The organism is Ligilactobacillus equi DSM 15833 = JCM 10991 (genome assembly GCF_000615765.1).
In the GTDB taxonomy this organism is placed as follows: Bacteria; Bacillota; Bacilli; order Lactobacillales; family Lactobacillaceae; genus Ligilactobacillus; species Ligilactobacillus equi.
The window spans coordinates 1-2,457 of record NZ_BAMI01000107.1 but is presented as its reverse complement, the minus strand read 5'-3'; the positions used below and the strand labels follow the sequence as shown (position 1 = coordinate 2,457).

Annotated in this window: 4 protein-coding genes; 3 read left to right on the top strand and 1 reads right to left on the bottom strand. The window is 39.6% G+C overall.

The window, feature by feature from the left end; genetic code table 11:
- Nucleotides 1–253, bottom strand: a 253-nt coding sequence (locus JCM10991_RS14055) for a hypothetical protein (RefSeq protein ID WP_035189034.1), incomplete at its 3' end; no start/stop codon positions are given.
- A 143-nt stretch (nt 254–396) separates the two neighbouring features.
- On the opposite strand from JCM10991_RS14055, the gene JCM10991_RS11530 reads away from it, so the two are divergent.
- The 3 genes from JCM10991_RS11530 (at nt 397) to JCM10991_RS11525 (ending at nt 2,433) form a co-directional block, all read left to right on the top strand.
- On the top strand, nt 397–762 hold the full coding sequence (locus JCM10991_RS11530) for a hypothetical protein (protein WP_025021571.1): 366 nt from the start codon (nt 397–399) through the stop codon (nt 760–762).
- Between the two features lie 74 nt (nt 763–836).
- Nucleotides 837–983: an LPXTG cell wall anchor domain-containing protein gene (locus JCM10991_RS15315; protein WP_155889667.1), complete on the top strand. Its 147-nt coding sequence runs from the start codon at nt 837–839 to the stop codon at nt 981–983.
- Between the two features lie 160 nt (nt 984–1,143).
- Nucleotides 1,144–2,433, top strand: coding sequence for a collagen-binding domain-containing protein (locus JCM10991_RS11525; protein ID WP_025021570.1), 1,290 nt, complete (start codon nt 1,144–1,146; stop codon nt 2,431–2,433).
- Nucleotides 2,434–2,457: the final 24 nt, after the last annotated feature.

The following is a 2,457-nucleotide window of genomic DNA, read 5'->3' as shown; positions in this document are numbered from 1 at the left end:
TCAAACACGCCCCGAAAGTGATCTCTGGATAGACGTTAGAGCTATATCCAGTCCATCCATCACATATTATCGCACCGCGATATTTATCCCCCACTGATATTTTGAAGGATGTTGTTTGGATATCTGCTATTATCTTTTTTCTACTGTACTTTGGTTTTCGCTGCGGACGTCCCTTACCGGAAAACGGAGCTTTTGCTTGATCCACCTCCGGTGACTTAAAGTTGACTGGTACAATTTCTGTTATCTTTTCCATTAAAAAATCCCTCCGTAGTACTGATTTTCTTCCAGTATACAGAGAGATTGCCCGATAGTTAATACTGGGGTGTTATAGGATGCTTACTGAGTTTTCTAGAATACAAGTACTTGGATCTGTAGTCTTGAATTACGAATAGGTGGATGATAAAGGAACGATGCGGATATCGGTTCTATATTAATGGTAAACCGTATGTTGGAAATGTGACTTATCCGGACGGAAGAGTGTTGCCATATACTGGGATGGTAACTGTATCATACATTCATGATAATTTAGGTAGTATTAATAGTTATCCGACTATTCACGTAAATAATACTTACCAAGGTAATTTAAACAGTTCATATGTGGCTCTAATCAATCCATATATTGAAAGCGGACAGGATGTACAGTATGTTTATAGTAAAAATGTGGATACAAGTAGTCAAAGTAGGTCTACATCAGCAAGTGTGAGCCAAAGTGCCAGTGCGTCGGCGTCAATGAGTGTAGGCCAAAATCTGAAAGTGGCTTAGAATCACATAGCTATTCCGAAAGTCTATCAAGAAGCGAAACACAATCAATATCAACTAGCGCGTCAGCTAGTCAAATGGTAAGCCATAAGCCAAGTCAGTCAGCAGCTAAGATATTACCTCGAATGGGTGACAATAAAATTAGTCAGACTTTATTAGGGATACTTATGGTCGGAACGGCAGGTATTTTAAGTCGACGGAAGACTGAGAAACACGACGAGTAATTACTGCAGAAAACGTCCCAAATTCGGGGCGTTTTCTTTTTAGAGAAAAACAAGAGTAATTTAAAGGGCTTTCAAAGTAAAAAAACTAAATAATTAACCTTTCTTAGTTTAAATAAAAATGTAGTTAGTCAATAGGATTTTTAAAGAAAGGTTGATTATTATGGAAAAAAGATGTTGTGAATGGTGTAAAAAACATGGTCGCTGGGCGCGTGGTTTGGCAAGTGGGGCTTTGGTTTTGAGCTTTTGCACCGTAGCACGTGCAGATGAATTTTCTTTCAATATTCCTTCAGAACAATGTGAAGAGGAGGTTAAGAGTCAAGTTGTTAGTGATACTCAGACCTTCAACACGGAGGAACGAGTTTCTGGAAATAAAGAGGTTACACCAACAGAAATTGATGCAGCGAAACAAGACCTCACTGAAAAAACGCAGCAAAATATTTTGCAAGAGGCAGGTGCCTTTCATATTTTCTCAAATCAAACCACGCTAACAGCCGATACTAATGGTAATATCGCTACTAAAGATTTAGAAGCTAAAGTAGATTTTGGTACTCGAGGAGATTCACCGAATGTAACTACTAACGATTATTACTATATTCAAAAAATTTCTAGCTTAACATCTAGTGCTAGTTTTCGGAATGGTGGAACAGTAATTTTAGGGGATGGCGTTGAGTTTTCTAAAGATGAAAGTGGTCAAGTTTGGTTAAATGGTGTCAAACTCGACCACATTGGCAATCAAGTCTATCAGGAAAGTGCGGGCCAAGAATGGTTGAATTTTGAAGAAATCTTTACTCGGCTCGAGGAACTTTCCCGTGATTCTCAAGCTCAAAGTAATACGGTGGGTGTAAAGCAAGATTTTACCGATGAAAATAATCGCTATTTGGATTTGGAACAAGTTCAGGATGAAACGATTTATTTTAATGTAAGTATTGATGAGGTGATGCGTGATCGACCACTGACAATTAAAAATCTTCGGCCGAATCAAACAACAATTATCAATGTAACGGGCCTACAAGCTGATAAGACTTACGAAATTAGGTCTGAGATTAAGTTATTGTATCAAGGAAGTTCTAATTGTATTAATAACGGTGAAAGTCACCAAAATCGAAATGTATTGCTCTGGAATTTTGGAACGGCCAACGCAACGTTAAATTTCAATTGTGGTAGGTTCTTAGGAAGTATCTTGTTGCCTCAAGGAACGATTAATGCTTATGTAAATTTAGATGGGAATCTAATTGCTGATACGGTAAATGTTTTGGGTGGGGAGACCCATCGCTGGGACTTGAATCCGGAGAAAGCAGAAATTCCGGAGGAGGAAACTCCAACAAATCCGGGTGATACACCATCGGTACCGTCCGAGGAGGAAACTCCAACAGATCCAGCGACACGCCATCAGTGCCATCCGAGGAGGAAACCCAACAGATCCGGGCGACACGCCATCTGTACCGTCTGAGGGGGAAACTCCAACAAATCCGGC

Excerpts from the sequence above, each read along its gene's own strand:
- JCM10991_RS11530 (WP_025021571.1), top strand. The coding sequence starts at position 397 with ATGATAAAGGAACGATGCGGATATCGGTTCTATATTAATGGTAAACCG.
- JCM10991_RS15315 (WP_155889667.1), top strand. The coding sequence starts at position 837 with ATGGTAAGCCATAAGCCAAGTCAGTCAGCAGCTAAGATATTACCTCGA.
- JCM10991_RS11525 (WP_025021570.1), top strand. The coding sequence starts at position 1,144 with ATGGAAAAAAGATGTTGTGAATGGTGTAAAAAACATGGTCGCTGGGCG.